Source organism: Billgrantia antri (genome assembly GCF_017868935.1).
Taxonomy (GTDB): domain Bacteria; phylum Pseudomonadota; class Gammaproteobacteria; order Pseudomonadales; family Halomonadaceae; genus Halomonas; species Halomonas antri.
This window is the reverse complement of sequence record NZ_CP053383.1, coordinates 502,507-518,363: the sequence shown is the minus strand read 5'-3', so window position 1 is coordinate 518,363 and position 15,857 is coordinate 502,507. Positions and strand designations below refer to the sequence as shown.

General features: G+C 65.4%; 15 protein-coding genes and 1 pseudogene. 1 reads left to right on the top strand and 15 read right to left on the bottom strand.

What is annotated here, in order from left to right; translation table 11 throughout:
* Positions 1-26 precede the first annotated feature (26 nt).
* The 15 genes and pseudogenes from rnhB to rpsB all read right to left on the bottom strand — a co-directional run bounded on the left by rnhB (position 27) and on the right by rpsB (position 14,748).
* Entirely contained in the window at positions 27-638 is a 612-nt protein-coding gene (rnhB, locus tag HNO53_RS02465; RefSeq protein ID WP_209475960.1) for a ribonuclease HII, read from the bottom strand.
* 2 nt (positions 639-640) lie between these two features.
* Positions 641-1,866 (bottom strand): annotated as a pseudogene (gene lpxB, locus HNO53_RS02460) (lipid-A-disaccharide synthase).
* Between the two features lie 23 nt (positions 1,867-1,889).
* Entirely contained in the window at positions 1,890-2,657 is a 768-nt protein-coding gene (lpxA, locus tag HNO53_RS02455; RefSeq protein ID WP_209475958.1) for an acyl-ACP--UDP-N-acetylglucosamine O-acyltransferase, read from the bottom strand.
* On the bottom strand, positions 2,654-3,097 hold the full coding sequence (gene fabZ, locus HNO53_RS02450) for a 3-hydroxyacyl-ACP dehydratase FabZ (RefSeq protein ID WP_209475956.1): 444 nt from the start codon (positions 3,095-3,097) through the stop codon (positions 2,654-2,656). The genes lpxA and fabZ overlap by 4 nt, the downstream gene beginning before the upstream one ends.
* Before the next feature lie 119 nt (positions 3,098-3,216).
* Positions 3,217-4,257: a UDP-3-O-(3-hydroxymyristoyl)glucosamine N-acyltransferase gene (lpxD, locus tag HNO53_RS02445; protein WP_209475955.1), complete on the bottom strand. Its 1,041-nt coding sequence runs from the start codon at positions 4,255-4,257 to the stop codon at positions 3,217-3,219.
* Positions 4,258-4,300: 43 nt separating this feature from the next.
* Positions 4,301-4,807: an OmpH/Skp family outer membrane protein gene (locus HNO53_RS02440; protein WP_209475953.1), complete on the bottom strand. Its 507-nt coding sequence runs from the start codon at positions 4,805-4,807 to the stop codon at positions 4,301-4,303.
* Between the two features lie 25 nt (positions 4,808-4,832).
* On the bottom strand, positions 4,833-7,175 hold the full coding sequence (bamA, locus tag HNO53_RS02435; RefSeq protein ID WP_240549065.1) for an outer membrane protein assembly factor BamA: 2,343 nt from the start codon (positions 7,173-7,175) through the stop codon (positions 4,833-4,835).
* A gap of 119 nt (positions 7,176-7,294) precedes the next feature.
* Positions 7,295-8,653, bottom strand: coding sequence for a sigma E protease regulator RseP (rseP, locus tag HNO53_RS02430; RefSeq protein ID WP_209475951.1), 1,359 nt, complete (start codon positions 8,651-8,653; stop codon positions 7,295-7,297).
* A gap of 41 nt (positions 8,654-8,694) precedes the next feature.
* Positions 8,695-9,888, bottom strand: coding sequence for a 1-deoxy-D-xylulose-5-phosphate reductoisomerase (gene ispC, locus HNO53_RS02425; protein WP_209475949.1), 1,194 nt, complete (start codon positions 9,886-9,888; stop codon positions 8,695-8,697).
* Between the two features lies 1 nt (position 9,889).
* Positions 9,890-10,690 (bottom strand): phosphatidate cytidylyltransferase, encoded by an 801-nt coding sequence (locus tag HNO53_RS02420; protein ID WP_209475948.1) that lies wholly within the window; start codon positions 10,688-10,690, stop codon positions 9,890-9,892.
* Complete coding sequence (gene uppS, locus HNO53_RS02415) at positions 10,683-11,459, bottom strand: polyprenyl diphosphate synthase (protein WP_420827851.1); 777 nt, start codon at positions 11,457-11,459, stop codon at positions 10,683-10,685. The genes HNO53_RS02420 and uppS overlap by 8 nt, the downstream gene beginning before the upstream one ends.
* Before the next feature lie 63 nt (positions 11,460-11,522).
* Complete coding sequence (gene frr / locus HNO53_RS02410; protein ID WP_209475945.1) at positions 11,523-12,080, bottom strand: ribosome recycling factor; 558 nt, start codon at positions 12,078-12,080, stop codon at positions 11,523-11,525.
* Between the two features lie 5 nt (positions 12,081-12,085).
* Positions 12,086-12,847 carry a UMP kinase gene (pyrH, locus tag HNO53_RS02405; protein ID WP_209475943.1) on the bottom strand — a complete coding sequence of 254 codons (762 nt, stop codon included), beginning with the start codon at positions 12,845-12,847 and terminating at the stop codon, positions 12,086-12,088.
* Between the two features lie 116 nt (positions 12,848-12,963).
* Positions 12,964-13,833, bottom strand: coding sequence for a translation elongation factor Ts (gene tsf, locus HNO53_RS02400; RefSeq protein WP_209475942.1), 870 nt, complete (start codon positions 13,831-13,833; stop codon positions 12,964-12,966).
* 168 nt (positions 13,834-14,001) lie between these two features.
* The gene (gene rpsB / locus HNO53_RS02395) at positions 14,002-14,748 is read right to left on the bottom strand and encodes a 30S ribosomal protein S2 (RefSeq protein WP_209475940.1); all 747 of its coding nucleotides are present in this window, start codon (positions 14,746-14,748) and stop codon (positions 14,002-14,004) included.
* A gap of 313 nt (positions 14,749-15,061) precedes the next feature.
* On the opposite strand from rpsB, the gene map reads away from it, so the two are divergent.
* Positions 15,062-15,853, top strand: coding sequence for a type I methionyl aminopeptidase (gene map, locus HNO53_RS02390; protein WP_209475938.1), 792 nt, complete (start codon positions 15,062-15,064; stop codon positions 15,851-15,853).
* Positions 15,854-15,857: the final 4 nt, after the last annotated feature.

Genomic DNA, 15,857 nt, shown 5'->3' with positions numbered 1-15,857 from the left:
AGGCTCGGGGTGTGGCGGTGTGTGGGCTAAAGCAGCTCGAGCTGGCCCTTCAGCGGGGCGAACGAGCGGCGATGCTCGGGCAATGGCCCGAGGCGCTCCAGCGCGTCCAGGTGTTCGGGCGTGGCGTAGCCCTTGTGGCGGGCGAAACCGTACTCGGGAAACAGGCCGTCGAGCGCGACCATCTGCGCGTCGCGGGCCACCTTGGCCAGTATCGAGGCGGCGGCGATGGCCGGATGGCGGGCATCGCCCTTGACGATCGCCTGGCCGGGGACATGATGCCCGGGCAGGCGATTGCCGTCCACCAGCAGGTACTCCGGCACCAGCGACAAGCCATCGATCGCCCGGCGCATGGCCAGATGGGTGGCATGGTAGATGTTGAGTTCATCGACCTCGGCGTGACTCGCCTCTGCCACGGCGTAGGCCAGAGCTCGCTCACGGATCTCAGCGTCGAGCTGTACACGCCGCTGCGGGGTAAGCTTCTTCGAATCGGTCAGGCCCTCGATGGGGCGCATGGGATCGAGGATCACCGCTGCGGCCACCACCGCACCGATCAACGGCCCACGGCCCACTTCATCGACACCGGCCAGCAAATGGCCCTGGTAGTCGATCACCAGCGGGGGAAACGGACAGTCGCTCATGTCTATTCTCTCCCTCTCTGCGGCGCCCGTTCGGCCGCTGCCTCACTCCCCGCTTCGCTGTCCAGCGAGGCGGACAGCGGCTGCCCTGCGACCACGGCCTCGATGGCCTCGACCGCCCTGGCACTGGCATTGCGCTGCAGCCCGGCATGCAGCTCGGCGAAGCGCGCCTCCAGGCGGGCGCGAGCCTCGTCGTCATCGAGCATCGGCCCGATCTGCGCGACGATCGCCTCGGGCGTCGCGGCGTCCTGGATCAGCTCCGGCACCAAGGTTTCCTGGGCGATCAGGTTGGGCAGCGAGATCCACCGCGTCTTGACCAGGCGCCGGGCCAGCCAGTGGGTCAACGGCGCCATGCGGTAGGCCACCAGCATCGCGCGGTGGCATAGCATCGCCTCGAGCGCCGCCGTGCCCGAGGCCAGCAGCACCGCGTCGCTGGCCACCATCGCCTCGCGCGCCCGACCGTCGAGCAGCGTGACCCGCCCCTCCAGCGTCGGACGGCTTTCCAGCAGGCGTTCGAGCTCCTCCCGGCGCAGCGGTGTCGCCGCTGGGATCACCACTTTGAGTGCGGCACGTTCGCGACACAGTCGCTCGGCTGCATCGAGAAAAGTGGTGCCGAGAAAGCGGACTTCGTTGCTCCGCGAGCCCGGCAGCACGGCCAGCACCGGCGCGTCTTGCGGCAGGCCGAGTTCGCCCCGCGCGCCGCCACGATCACAGACCAGCGGCAGCTCGTCGGCCAGCGGATGGCCGACAAAGGCCACCGGCAGGCGATGTCGTTCGTAGAAGGCCGCCTCGAAGGGCAGGAAGGGAGCATGGCGTCGACCGACTTGGCGATGCCCTTCACTCGGCCCTGGCGCCAAGCCCATACCGTAGGGCTGACATAATGAACCGTGGATAGCCCCGCCTCGCGCAGCTGACGCTCGAGACCGAGGTTGAAGTCCGGGGCATCGATGCCGATCATCACGTCGGGCTGCCATGCCAGGGCATCGGCGCGCAGGGCGCGACGCACCCGGACCAGCTCGGGCAGATGCTTGAGCACCTCGACCAAGCCCATGACCGAGAGCGTTTCCAGCGGGAAGCGGCTGTCGATACCCTCGGCAATCATGCCGGGGCCACCTATACCACGGAACTGCACCTCGGGATGGCGCGCCTTCAGCGCACGCATCAGGCTCGCCCCGAGCAGGTCGCCGGACATTTCGCCGGCGACGATATAGACACGCGCAAGCTTGCTCATATCCAACCCGTTGCGAAGCCGCGTCAGCGTATGATGCCGCGTGTCGAGACCTCGATGGAGGCAGCGAAGGTTTCGGTCTCGGGCAGCGCGTAGCGGCTGCGTATCTCCTCCAGCGCCTGCGGTACGGTCAGCCCCTGACGATAGACCAGCCGGTAGCTATCGTTCAGCGCCTTGATCGTCTCGGCAGAGAAGCCGCGCCGCTTGAGTCCCACCTGGTTGAGCCCGTGCACCCTGGCCGGATTGCCGTTGATCATGACGAAGGCGGGGGTATCCTTGGTGATGATTGAACCACCGCCGGCCATGGCGTGATCGCCGAAGTGACAGAATTGATGAATCGCCGACAGGCCGCCGAGAATGGCGAAGTTGCCCAAGGTCACGTGCCCGGCCAAGGTCGCCTGGTTGGCCAGCACACAGTCGTCGCCGATGACGCAGTCATGGCCGACATGCACATAGGCCATGAACAGGTTGCGCGAACCGATGGTGGTCTCGCCCCGGTCCTGTGCGGTACCCCGATGCAGCGTCACGCATTCGCGAATGACGTTGTCGTCGCCCATCACCAGACGCGTCGGCTCGCCGGCATATTTCTTGTCCTGGCAATCCTCGCCCACCGAGGCGAACTGGAAGATACGCGTTCGCGCTCCCAGTACGGTCGGCCCCTTGATGACAACGTGTGGGCCAATACGGCTGCCGGGCCCGATCTCGACGTCGGGTCCGATCACGCTGAAGGGCCCGACTTCCACATCCTCGGCCAGACGTGCCCCAGGGTCGACGATGGCAGTGGTATGTATCAAGAAACCTTCCTCTCCGCACAGATGACGTCGGCCTCGCAGACCAGTTCGCCATCTACCGTAGCACGACAGGCGAACTTCCAGATGCCGCGCTTTTCACGCTCGACCTTCGCCTCCAGCCGCAGTCGGTCGCCCGGCATCACCGGCCGCTTGAAACGTGCGTTGTCGCTACCTACGAGGTAATAGACATAGCCGTCGGCCGGCAGCTTGTTGACGGTCTTGAAGCCGAGAATTCCACAGGCCTGCGCCAGCGCTTCCAGCACCAGCACCCCGGGCATGATCGGATGGTGTGGGAAATGGCCATTGAAGAACGGCTCGTTGATGCTGACGTTCTTGTAGGCAACGATGGATTCACCCAGGCTCAGCTCCGTTACCCGGTCGATCAGCAGGAACGGGTATCGGTGCGGCAGGTATTCACGAATCTCGTTGATGTCCATTACCATCGTAGCGACCTCTGAAATGAAGTAGGGAAGCCATTACGAGCGTCGGCGCGCATCGCCCGGGCTTCCCAATAGAACGCCTGCATCAGGCAAGCGGAATTATAGCGCCGCCCGACCCTGCCTCAACCCTCCTGGCTGCGCTTCTCCAGCCGCGCCAGACGCCGGGCGAAATCATCGAGCTGCTTGAAGCGCACCGCATTCTTGCGCCACAAGCCATTGACCATGGCCCCGGTACCGGAGGAGTAGATGCCCGGCTCATGAATCGAGTTGGTCACCAGACTCATGCCGGTGACCTGTACGCCGTCGCAGAGTGTCAGGTGGCCGGCGAGCCCCACGCCGCCACCCAGCATGCAGTTCCTGCCCACCCGGGTGGAGCCGGCGATACCGACGCAGCCGGCCAGCGCCGTGTGATCGCCGATGCGCACATTGTGCGCGATCTGCACCTGGCTATCGATCTTGACGTCGTTGCCGATCACGGTGTCGTCGAGCGCACCGCGATCGATGCTGGAGCAGCTGCCCACCTCGACGTCGTCGCCCAGCACCACGCCACCGAGCTGGGCGATCTTGTGCCAGCGACCGCCGTCATGGGCAAAGCCGAAACCGTCGCCACCGATCACGCAGCCGCTGTGCAGGATGACCCGCGCCCCAGCGATCACGCCATGACAGACGGTGACGTTGGGATGCAGGCGCGAGCCGGCGCCGATGCGCGAGCCGGCGCCGATGAAGCAGCCGGCACCGACCACCACCTCGTCCCCCAGCTCCACACCCGCCTCGATGACGGCATTGGGGCCGATCTCGACTCGCTCGCCCAGTACCACGTCATCGGCCACCACGGCCGCGGGATGGATGCCCCCTCGAGGAGCTGCCAGGATCGGGTCGAACAGCTGCGACAGCTGGGCGTAGCCAAGATAGGGGTTCGACAACTCCAGTCGTGCCCCGGGGCAGGCGTCTGCATGCTCCGGATGCAGCAGCACGGCGCCGGCCGAGGTCCCCGACAGATCCTTCAGATAGCTGCGGTTGGCCACGAAGGCAACCTGATCGGGGCCGGCCTCCTTCAAGGTAGCCAGCCCCCGGACCCGGCGAGCGCCGTCCCCCACCAGGTGGGCGCCAAGCCGCTCGGCCAGTTCGGCCAGGGTGAATTCACGAATTGCTGGATGCGTCATGGAAACCCGTATCGACAGCGAGCGACAGCGACTGCCGCAATGTTCAGTTGAGAGTGTTGAGGATTTCGATCACTTCGTCCGTCAGATTGGGCAGGTCCTGTTCGGCGTGAAGCACACCCTGGGGTTCCACCAACACCTCGACGCCGTGTCGCTCGATCACTTGGCCCACCGCCTCTTGCAGCTTCGGCTCGGCCTGCTGCAGGAATTCCTGCTCGGCCTGCATCTGCGCCTCCATGATCTGCTGGCGCAGCTGCTCGAAGCGGCTGCCTTTCTGCTGGAATTCCTGAATCAGCGACTGTCGCTCGGCGTCGGGGAGGCTATCGCCCTCCTGCTGCAGCCGCTGCTGCAGCTGGGACAGCTCCTGGCCCAGCGACTGGGCCTCCTGCTGCTGGCCGGACAGGCGGCCCTCGAGGTCCTGCATGGAGCGCTGGGCGGCATCGGAAGCGAGCAACGCCCGGCGCCAGTCCAGTACCGCGACCTCGGCCGAGTAGGCCGGGACGGCCAGCGCGGCGAACAGTCCCAGGCAAAGAATGGCAATCGACTTACGCATGCAAAGCACCTCTTGGCAGGCCGGCTCAGAACGTCTGGCCCAGCGAGAATTGGAAGAACTGAGTATCGTCGCCGCTTTCGTCGTTGAGCGGCTCGGCGATGCTGAAGGTCAGCGGCCCGACCGGCGTCAGCCAGGAGAGTCCTACGCCGACGCTATAGCGCAGCTCGCCCAGATCGATACCCGACGAGCAATTCGAAGGGCCGTCGCCCTCGACCACCGGGTAGCAGCTGGTCAAGAAGGTGTTGCCGGCATCGACGAAGAAGCCGGTCTGCAACGAGCGCTGATCCTCGATGAAGGGCAGCGGGAAGAGCAGCTCGGCACTGCCTTCGACCAGAATGTTGCCGCCCAGCGTCCGGTCGCGCCCGGACTCGCGCGGCGTGGTGCGCTCACCCAGGGTGTTGGCGGTGAAGCCGCGCACCGACCCCAGGCCACCGGCAAAGAAGTTCTCGTAGAACGGGTAGGGATCGTTACCGATGCTGTCGGCATAGCCCAGAGTGGTGCCGAACTTGAGGGCCCAGGTCTCCTCCTCGTTGAGCGCGAAGAGCTGCTGGGCGCGGGCGCGCAGCTTGTAGTAGTCGGCATCGCTGCCGGGTGCTGCGGTCTCCAGCGACACGCGCTGGTAATCGCCCGAGGTGGGCATGATGCCGCGGTTGAGGTTGTTGCGGGTCCAGCTCGCGGTGAGCTTGAGACTCTGGGCCTCGGCGCCCTGGTCGTCGACGTAGCGCACGATCTCCGAAGCGGTATCGCGGTAGGTCTTGATCGAGAGGTCCTCGAGGCTGGCCCCGAAGTTGAGCCGTGACAGTTCGCTGACCGGATAGCCGAAGTTGATCCCCGCGCCATAGGCGTCGGTGGAGTAGGTCGAGATATCCGAGTCCTCGTAGTCGGTCTCGCGATAGAACAGATTGTAACCGCGTGAGATGCCGTCCAGCGTCCAGTAGGGATCGGTGAAGCCGAAGTTGACGCTGGTGAAGGTGTCGCTGCGCTGGGCGCCGATATTGACGCGGTTGCCGGTACCCAGGAAGTTGTTCTGCGCCAGGGCAGCCCCGTAGATCACCCCGGCGCTCTGGGAGAAACCGATGCTCGCCGACACCGAGCCGGAAGGCTGCTCTTCGACGGTATAGGTCACGTCAAGCTTGTCGGGCTCGCCGGCCACCGGCTGGGTCTCCACTTCCACCTGGCGGAAAAAGCCCAGGCGCTCCAGACGACGACGCGACTGGCTGATCGACTCGGTGGAGGCCGGTGCCCCCTCCATCTGGATCATCTCGCGGCGCAGCACCTCGTCCTGGGTGGTGGTGTTACCGATGAAGTTGATCCGGCGCACGTAGGCACGGCGCCCCGGTTCGACATGGAAGGTGAGGTCGACCGTCTCGCCGTCGGCGCGCGGCTCGGGCACGCCCTCCACGCGGGCGAAAGCGAAGCCCTCGGCGCCCAGTCGCGAGCGCAGCGCCTCGTTGGTGGCGATCACATCGCTGCGCGAGAAGGTCTCGCCACTCTCCACCTGCAGCAGATTGCGCGCCTCGCGCTCGCTGATCTGCAGCTCGCCGGCGAAGTCGATGTTACCCAGCCTGTACTGGCTGCCCTCGTCGACGTTGATGGTGACGAAGATCTGCGACTTGTCGGGGCTGATCGACACCTGAGTCGAGGTGATGTTGAAATTGACGTAGCCGCGATCAAGGTAGAAGGAGCGTAGCCGCTCCAGGTCGCCGGCCAACGCCTCGCGGGAGTACTCGTCCTTCGAGAACCAACCGAAGAAGCGTCCGGGACGGTCGTTGAGCTCGAACACCTCGCGCAGCTCGTCATCGTCGAACTGGCGATTGCCGACGATGTTGATCTGACGGATCTTGGCCACCGCACCTTCGTTGATGTCGATATCGACCTGGACGCGCCCCTCGTCGATCTCGCGCACGCTGGTCTCGATGCGCGCACTGTAGCGCCCCTGGGCCTGGTAGACCCCCTCCAGCTCGCGCTGGATGTCCTCGAGCGTCGATATCTGCAGCACTTGGCCTTCCGCCAGCCCGCCTTCGCGCAGTCCGCGACGCAGGTCCTCTTCCGAGAGCTGCTTGTTGCCGCTGATGTTGAGGCGCGAGATGGTCGGCCGCTCGACGACCTGGATGACCAGCACGTTGCCGTCGCGAGCAAGCTGAATATCCTCGAACAGGCCGGTGGCGAACAGGCTCTGAGCCGCCTCGGCAAGCTCACGGTCATCGACCTGGTCACGTGTGCTGATGGGGAAGGCGTTGAAGACGGAAGCAGCGGAAACCCGCTGCAGCCCCTCCACGCGAATGTCGGAAACTTCGAAGGGTTCGGCCAGCACCGTACTGGAACCGGCCAGCAGCAGTGCCGCCAGTCCGAGGGTCTTGATATTCATGCAGTCGCTTCGCTCGCGTTGATCCGCCTGCCTGTCCAGACAGGCACCATATACATATGTGCGGGTGACTGACAAGGCAGAGCGAAGCTCCGCCTCCCCGTGCCCCTGTGGGGCGCTTGCTACCAGAGACGCATCAGATCGAAATACAGGGCCATCAGCATCAACGTACCGACCAGCGCCAGGCCGATGCGCAATCCAAACGCCTGAGCCCGCTCCGACACCGGCCGGCCGCGCACCACCTCGACGAAATAGTAAAGCAGGTGGCCACCATCCAGTACCGGAATGGGCAACAGGTTCAACACCGCCAGGCTGATCGAGAGATAGGCCAGGAAGCTGACGAAACTCTCAAGCCCGGTGCGCGCCGTGTCGCCTGCCATCTGGGCGATGGTGATCGGCCCCGACAGGTTGGACGGTGAGATCAGCCCCACCAGCATCTTGCGAATAGCATCCAGGGTCAGCAGCGTCATCTCACCGGTACGGCTCATGGCCTGCCCCACCGCCGCCACGGGGCCGTAGCGAATCTCGCGGCGATACTCCTCGGGCCATTCGACCGCTTCGACGCCGGCACCCACATAGCCGATGGCCGCCCCGGCCTCGATGTCGCGCGTGCCCGGCGTGAGCGTCAGCCCGAGACGCTCGTCACCACGCGCCACCTCTAGCTCCAGCGTCTCGCCCGGCCGGCCGCGCACCATGCTGACGAAATCCATCCACTCCTCGACCGGGTTGCCGTTCACGGCCAGAATCCGGTCGCCCGGTCGCAGCCCCGCCTCGGCAGCGGGTTCACCGTCGATCACCTGGCCCAGCACCGCAGGAATGCGCGGCTGCCAGGGCGTAATGCCGAGCGTGGCCAGCGGCTGTGGCGGCTCCTGGCGCACCAGGTACTCTTCCACCGGCAGTCGATAGCGGCGAGGCTCGGATGCGGCATCCTCGCGAGCCTGAAGGGAAAGCTCCCCGCTGTGGCCGATATGCGCGATCAGGCGCAGGTTGATCTCATCCCAGGAGCGCACCTCGCTGTCCTGAACGGCTACGATCTCCTGTCCGGATTGCAGGCCGCCGCGGGCCGCCGGCGAATCGGGCGTCACCTCGCCTATTACCGGTGCCACGGTGGAGGTGCCGGCCACGAACAGCGCCCAGTAGGCGACGATAGCGAGCAGGAAGTTGGCCAGCGGCCCCGCCGCGACGATGGCGATGCGCTGCCACACCGTCTTGCGGTTGAACGCTTCATGGAGCTGCTCGCCGGGAACCGGCGCCTCACGCTCGTCGAGCATCTTGACATAGCCGCCAAGCGGAATCGCTGCCACGGCGAACTCGGTCCCGTGACGATCGACGCGGGACCAAATCGGCTTGCCGAAGCCCACCGAAAAGCGCAACACCCTGACACCACAGCGGCGCGCCACCCAGTAATGGCCGAACTCGTGGAAGGTGATCAACAGGCCCAGCACCACGATGACGGCCAGCACGTTCTGGATCAGACCCAAGTCATTCTCCTTGCAAAGTCACGCCGACGGCCGCCCGCGGCTCAGCGTCGCTCTAGCCTGGCGCGCGCCGCCTGGCGCGCCCGGGCATCGGCATCGAGGATGAGCTCCAGATCGCCACCGGCCTCTACCGGCAGCGCTTCCAGGATCTCCGCCACCAGCTCACCGATTCCCGAAAAGCTCAACCGCCCCGCCAGGAAGGCATCGACGGCCACCTCGTTGGCCCCGTTGAGCACGGCCGGCGCCGTACCGCCGGCCTGCATCGCTTCGCGCGCCAGTCGCAGGCAGGGAAACGCCACCTCGTCGGGCGCCTCGAAGTCGAGACGGGCGATCTGGAACAGATCCAGTGGCTCGACCCCGGCCTCGATGCGCTCCGGCCATGCCAGCCCGTAGGCAATCGGGGTGCGCATGTCCGGGTTACCCAGCTGGGCCAGCACGGAGCCATCGCTGTAGGCGGCCATGGAGTGGATCACGCTCTGCGGGTGCACGACCACCTGCACCTGGTCGGGCCGGGCATCGAACAGCCAGCAAGCCTCGATCAGTTCCAGGCCCTTGTTCATTAGCGTGGCGCTGTCGACCGAGATCTTGCGCCCCATCGACCAGTTGGGATGAGCACAGGCCTGTGCCGGCGTCACCGTGGCCAGACGCTCACGAGACCAGCCGCGGAAGGGGCCGCCGGAGGCGGTCAGCAGCAGCTGAGTCACGCCATGGCGGGACAGGCCGCCGCGGTGCTCGGGTGGTAGACACTGGTAGATGGCATTATGTTCGGAATCGATCGGCAGCAGCGTTGCGCCATGGCGCGTCACCGCATCCATGAACAGCGCCCCGGACATTACCAGCGCCTCCTTGTTGGCCAGCAGCACGCGCTTGCCGGCACGCACCGCGGCAAGCGTCGGCAACAGTCCTGCGGCGCCGACGATGGCGGCCATCACCACGTCGGCGCCAGCGTCACTCGCCGTCTCGACGAGCGCCGCCTCACCCGCGCACACCTCGGTATCGAGCCCCGCTTCGGCCAGGCGCTCATGCAGCCAGGCCGCATCTTCCTTGCCACCGAGCACCGCCACCGCCGGGCGATGGCGCAGGCACAGCGTCAGCAGCGCCTCGCGCGAGCGGTGAGCCGTCAACGCATGCACCCGGTAACGCTCGGGGTGACGCGCAATCACGTCGAGCGTACTGGTGCCAATGGAGCCGGTGGCCCCCAGCACCGTGACACTCTGTTGGCGAAGCGTCCCATTCATGTCACAGCATCCCGAGCGAGAGCAGCGCGAATAGTGGCACCGCCGCGGTCAGGCTGTCGATGCGGTCGAGCACGCCGCCGTGTCCGGGCAATAAGTTGCTGGAGTCCTTGATGCCGCGAAAGCGCTTCAACATGCTCTCCAGCAGGTCACCGAGTACCGAGACCAGCGTCACTCCCGCGGTCACCATCACCAGCCCCAGCCCCGCGGCCACACCAAGCCCCTGCCACACGGCGAATAGCAGCGCCAGCAGCAGCGTCACGGCCACGCCGCCGGCCACGCCCTCCCAGGACTTGCCGGGGCTCACCCCCGGTGCGAGCTTGCGACGGCCCCAGGCGCGCCCGCAGAAATAGGCCCCGATATCGGCGCCCCATACCAGCAGCAGCACGTAGAGCAGCCACACACCGCCGGTGTCGCGCAGCACATTGAAGCCGACCCAGGCCGGCAGCAGCACCCACAGCCCCATGGCAAGGCGTGCCGCCGTCGAACCCCACTGCTCGCGCTTCGCCGGATAGTGCACGACCCAGTAGAAATTGACCGCCCAGCCGGCCACCGCGAACCACAGCGGCCAGACAGCCAGCGCTGCGCCGAACCACCATAGCAGCGCCATCAGCAGAGCCAGGGCACCCACCAGTACCAGGCGACGACTTGCCACCAGCACCCCGGCGAGGTTGGTCCACTCCCAGGCGGCCAGCAGCACGACGCCGCCGGTAAAGGCGGCAAAGGCGGCGTCCGCCAGGCCGAACAGACCGGCCAGCATCAGCGGCGCCAGCCATGCCGCCGTCACGATCCGCTGTCTAAGCACCTTTCGCCTCGATCTGTTCATCGGTCATGCCGAAGCGACGCTGGCGTCGGCAGAAATCGTCGATCGCCATATCGAAAGCCTGACCGTCGAAGTCCGGCCACAGCAGCGGCGTGAAATAGAGTTCGGCATAGGCCATCTGCCACAGCAGGAAATTGGAGATGCGCTGCTCGCCGCTGGTACGGATACACAGATCGACCGGCGCCTCGTCGCCCAGGCACAGCCCCCGCTGGAAAGCGTCCTCGTCGATGGCGCCAGGTTCGAGCTCGCCGGCCGCGGCACGTTCGGCCAGATGCCGGGTGGCGTTGACGATGTCCCAGCGGCCGCCGTAATTGGCGGCCACGACGAGGTGCAGGCCGGTATTGTCGCGGGTGAGTTCCTCGGCTCGCACGATGTATTTCTGGATCGAGGAAGAGAAGGCGCTGCGGTCGCCGATGACGGAGAGGCGAATACCGTTGTCGTGCAGCTTGCGCACTTCGCGCTTGAGCGCGATGAGAAACAGCTCCATCAGGGCGCGCACCTCGGCCTCGGGGCGGCGCCAGTTCTCACTGGAGAAGGCGAACAGTGTCAGGGTGTGGATGCCGCGCTCAGCGGCCCGGCGAATCACCGCGCGCACGGCCTCGACGCCGGCACGGTGGCCGCGAATGCCGGACAGCCCACGCGCACGCGCCCAGCGATTGTTGCCGTCCATGATGATCGCCACGTGTCGAGGCAGGTCGTCGCCGGGGGGCTTGGGTGGCATCTGCGATGCGGAAGTCTGCGCTGACGTCATGATGTCTCGCAATGGGGATGGAAAAACCGGGCGGCAACGCGGCAGGCCGCCACCCGGCGCTGCTCAGACCTGCATCAGGTCGTGTTCCTTCACTTCGAGCTGCTTGTCGATCTCGGCGATGTACTTGTCGGTCAGCTTCTGGATCCCATCTTCGCCGCGGTGCTGTTCGTCCTCGGAGATCTCTTTCTCCTTGAGCAGCGCCTTGATGTCATTGTTGGCATCGCGGCGCACGTTGCGCACTGCCACGCGAGCGTTCTCGGCCTCGGCGCGAGCCTGCTTGATATAGCCCTTGCGAGTCTCCTCGGTGAGCATCGGCATCGGCACGCGGATCACGTTGCCGGCACTCGCCGGGTTCAGTCCCAGGTCGGAGGTCATGATTGCCTTCTCGATCTTGGGCACCATGTTCTGCTCCCAGGGCACCACGGAGAGGGTGCGGGCGTCCTCGACGTTGATCGAAGCGACCTGGTTGAGCGGCACCTGGCTACCGTAGTAGTCCACGGTGACCGAATCGAGGATGCTGGAATGAGCACGCCCGGTACGGATCTTGTTGAAGTTGGCATGCAAAGCATCGAGGCTCTTCTTCATGCGACTTTCGGCATCTTTCTGGATGTCATTGATCACGGGTATCAACCTCTGTCTATCAGCGTGCCTTCCTTGCCGCCCACCACCAGATTCAGCAGGGCGCCCGGCTTGTTCATGTTGAAGACGCGAACCGGCATGTCATGGTCCCGCACCAGGCAGATAGCGGTCAAATCCATGATGCCGAGCTTCTGATCGAGCGCATTATCGTAGCTCAGATGATCGTACTTGACCGCATCGGTATGCTTCACCGGGTCCTTGTCGTAGACGCCGTCCACCTTGGTGGCCTTGACCACCACGTCGGCGTCGATCTCGATGCCGCGCAGGCAGGCCGCCGAATCGGTGGTGAAGAAGGGATTGCCGGTGCCGGCGGAGAACAATACCACGTCTCCCGAGGTCAGGTAGCGAATCGCGGTACGGCGATCGTAATGCTCGACCACACCGCTCATGGGAATGGCGGACATGACCCGGGAACGGATGTTGGAACGCTCCAGGGCGTCGCGCATGGCCAGCGCATTCATCACCGTGGCCAGCATGCCCATGTGGTCGCCGGTGACCCGGTCCATGCCGGCCGCGTTGAGCGCGGCGCCGCGGAACAGGTTGCCGCCGCCGATGACGATACCCACCTGCACGCCGATGCCGACCAACTGGCCGATCTCCAGCGCCATGCGATCGAGCACCTGGGGGTCGATGCCGAAGTCGTGCTCGCCCATCAGGGCCTCGCCAGAGAGCTTGAGCAGGATACGCTTGTACTTCGACTTCTCGGCGCGGGACTTGGCGGGGCTATCGACGAGATCGGATGCGGGCATGGCAACTCTCCTAGGCGTCAAGGGGATGAAGCTACTCTACTATGTCCGACGCGGGGGCCGGATACGAGAAGGCGTGCGCTCGCGCGCACGCCATTCTCGAGCTGGAACCTCTGACCTTAGCGACGGCCAGCCTGTTCCATGACTTCCTTGGCGAAGTCGACCTCTTCCTTCTCGATGCCCTCGCCCACCTCGAAACGGGTGAAGCCGATCACCTCACCGCCGGCGGCCTTGACGAACTCGGCGACGGACTGGTTCGGATCCTTGACGAAGGGCTGCTCGGTCAGGCTGTTCTCGGCCAGGTACTTCTTCAGGCGGCCTTCGACCATCTTCTCGGCGATCTGCTCGGGCTTGCCGGCCATGTCGGGCTGGGCCAGGATGATCGCCTTCTCCTTGTCGAGCTGCTCCTGTGGCATGTTCTCGGGACGCGCCACGGCCGGGTTGATCGCGGCCACGTGCATGGCGACGTCCTTGGCCACTTCGCTGTTGCCACCCTTGAGCACGGTGAGCACACCGATACGGCCGCCGTGGACGTACTCGCCCACCAGCCCGCCTTCGGGCGCCTCGACCACGGCGCAGCGACGCACGCCGATGTTCTCGCCGATCTTCTGCACCAGCTGCTCGCGGGCGCTCTCGAGAGCCCCTTCCATCACCGCGGCGACGTCTTCGCTCTTGGCAGCGAAGAAGGCATCGGCAACCTGGTCGGCGAACGCCTTGAAATTGTCGTCACGAGCGACGAAGTCGGTCTCGGAGTTGATCTCGACCACCACGCCGTAGCTGCCGTCCTCGGCGACGCGAGTCGCCACGGCGCCTTCGGCGGCGGTACGACCGGCCTTCTTGGCGGCCTTCAGACCCGAGCTCTTGCGCAGGTTCTCGATGGCGACTTCGATGTCACCATCGGCTTCGGTGAGTGCCTTCTTGCACTCCATCATGCCGAGCCCGGTACGCTCGCGCAGTTCCTTCACCTGGGAAGCGCTGATCGCTGCCATGGTATTCACCTCTCGATAAGTGGAACCCGTTCAGGTTCGACCTGGGAATAAGGGCGCCGGGCCCATGGGCCCGGTGGGGTCCCGCCCCGCCGCAACGGAGCGGTCGCGGGCGGCCGTCTTGGTCGGCCGCCCGCCCGGACCGACAGCGCCGATCCGGGCAACTCGCCGTTACTCGGCAGCGGCAGCCGCGTCGCCGCCTTCACCCTCGGTGACCTCGACGAATTCGTCGGGACGGCCTTCTTTCGCCCGCGCGCAGGCATCGGCGATGGCCTTGACGTAGATCTGAATGGCACGGATGGAGTCATCGTTGCCGGGGATCACGTAGTCGACGCCGTCCGGGTCGGAGTTGGTGTCCACCACGCCGATGACCGGGATACCGAGCTTGTTCGCCTCGTTGATGGCGATGCGCTCGTGGTCGACATCGATCACGAACAGCGCGTCGGGCAGGCCGCCCATCTCCTTGATGCCGCCGATGGAACGCTCGAGCTTGTCCTGCTCGCGGGTCGCCATCAGGACTTCTTTCTTGGTCAGCTTCTCGAAGGTGCCGTCCTCGCGCATTGTCTCGAGGTCGCGCAGACGCTTGATCGACTGCCGGATGGTCTTGTAGTTGGTCAGCATGCCACCGAGCCAGCGGTGGTTGACGAAAGGCATGCCGACGCGGTTGGCCTCTTCCTTGATGATCTTGCTCGCGCTGCGCTTGGTGCCGACGAACAGGATCTTGTTGTTGGCCGCCGCCATCTTCTCGACCACGTCGATCACCTCGTTGAGGGCCGGCAGGGTGTGCTCGAGGTTGATGATGTGGATCTTGTTGCGGGCGCCGAAGATGAACTTGCCCATCTTCGGGTTCCAGTAACGGGTCTGGTGGCCGAAGTGTGCGCCTGCCTTGAGCAGGTCGCGCATGTTGACATGTGCCATGGATGACTCCTGAAAATCGGGTTAGGCCTCCACGCACCCCATGGATCCGACTGCCGGGACCGACCGCGGCAGCACCCGGGACCATGTGCCGGTACGTGTGTGTTTTCAAGGCTGTTGAGTTAACGGCTCGAGCCGCGACCTGTCGCTGCCGGACGCCGACGCTCCGCCGCCTCGCCGCCGAACCGACCTGGGCCAGACGGGCGACGATTGCAGGAAAGCGCGCGGCTTTATACCATAGTTCGCCAACGAGATGAAGTCGCCCGCCGTCCTTGGCCACGTTGCCGGCGCTGCAACCCCTCTGAACCGAGATTCCATGAACATACTCATCAAGACGCCCGACGAGATCGAGAAGATGCGCGAGGCCGGTCGCCAGGCCGCCAGCGTGCTGGAAATGATAGCACCGCACGTCAAGGCCGGCGTGTCCACCGGCGAGCTGGATCGGCTGTGCCACGACTATATCGTGAACGAGCTGGGCTCGACGCCGGCGCCGCTCAACTACCACGGCTTTCCCAAGTCGATCTGTACCTCGCTCAACCACGTGGTCTGCCACGGCATCCCCGACCCGGAAAAGAAGCTGAAGCGGGGCGACATCATGAACATCGACGTCACCGTGAAGACCGCCGACGGTTACCACGGCGACTCCAGCGCCATGTTCATCGTCGGCGAGAACATCCAGGGCGAGCGGCTGTGCCGCGTGACCCAGGAGTGCCTCTACAAGAGCATCGCCCTGGTGCGTCCGGGCGTGCGCCTCTCGGAGCTGGCCCGCGCCATCCAGCGCCACGCCGAAGCCAACGGCTACTCGGTGGTACGCGATTTCTGCGGTCACGGCATCGGCGCCGGCTTCCACGAGGATCCGCAAGTGTTGCACTATGACGGCTATGCGCCCGAGGCCGATGCCACCCTGGCCGCCGGCATGTGCCTGACCATCGAACCGATGATCAACGTCGGCGGCCACCAGACCAAGGTGCTGCGCGACGGCTGGACCGCCGTGACCCGGGACAAGAGCCTGTCCGCGCAGTGGGAGCACACGCTGCTGGTCACCGAGACCGGCGTCGAGGTGCTCACCGCACGCCACGAGGAAGACCTGTCCTTCCTCGACCACTGAGCCG